This is a genomic window from Burkholderia sp. Bp9004 (genome assembly GCF_003858025.1).
GTDB classification, from domain to species: Bacteria; Pseudomonadota; Gammaproteobacteria; order Burkholderiales; family Burkholderiaceae; genus Burkholderia; species Burkholderia diffusa.
In genome coordinates this window covers 1-312 of record NZ_QTQD01000109.1, presented here as the reverse complement: position 1 = coordinate 312, position 312 = coordinate 1, and the positions used below count along the sequence as shown (strand labels likewise).

Below are 312 nucleotides of genomic sequence, written 5' to 3'. Positions count from 1 at the left end.
CCATCACGCGCTACGAGTACGAGGAGGAGACCGGCAAACTGGCGCGCGCCATCGATGGGCAGCGCATCACCGCCTACGCCTTCGATTCGATGGGCCGCCTCACCGAGCGGCGCGCCGCGCTGCAAACCGGCGACGCTGCCCCGCGCAAGGCCGACTGGCAGATCGAGCGCTTCGCCTACGACCTCAACGGCAACCTGGCACTGGCCAGCAACGCCGACAGCCGCCTGCAATGGTTCCACGACCCGGCCGGCAACCTGGTGCGTGAGCACCAGCACTACACCCGCCTGGGCCAGCCGCTGGTGGGTGTGTGGC

Annotated in this window: 1 protein-coding gene; it reads left to right on the top strand. The window is 69.6% G+C overall.

What is annotated here, in order from left to right; all coding sequences use genetic code 11:
- A partial coding sequence (locus DIE08_RS35895; protein ID WP_185715951.1) for a hypothetical protein occupies nucleotides 1-312 on the top strand: 312 nt, incomplete at both ends.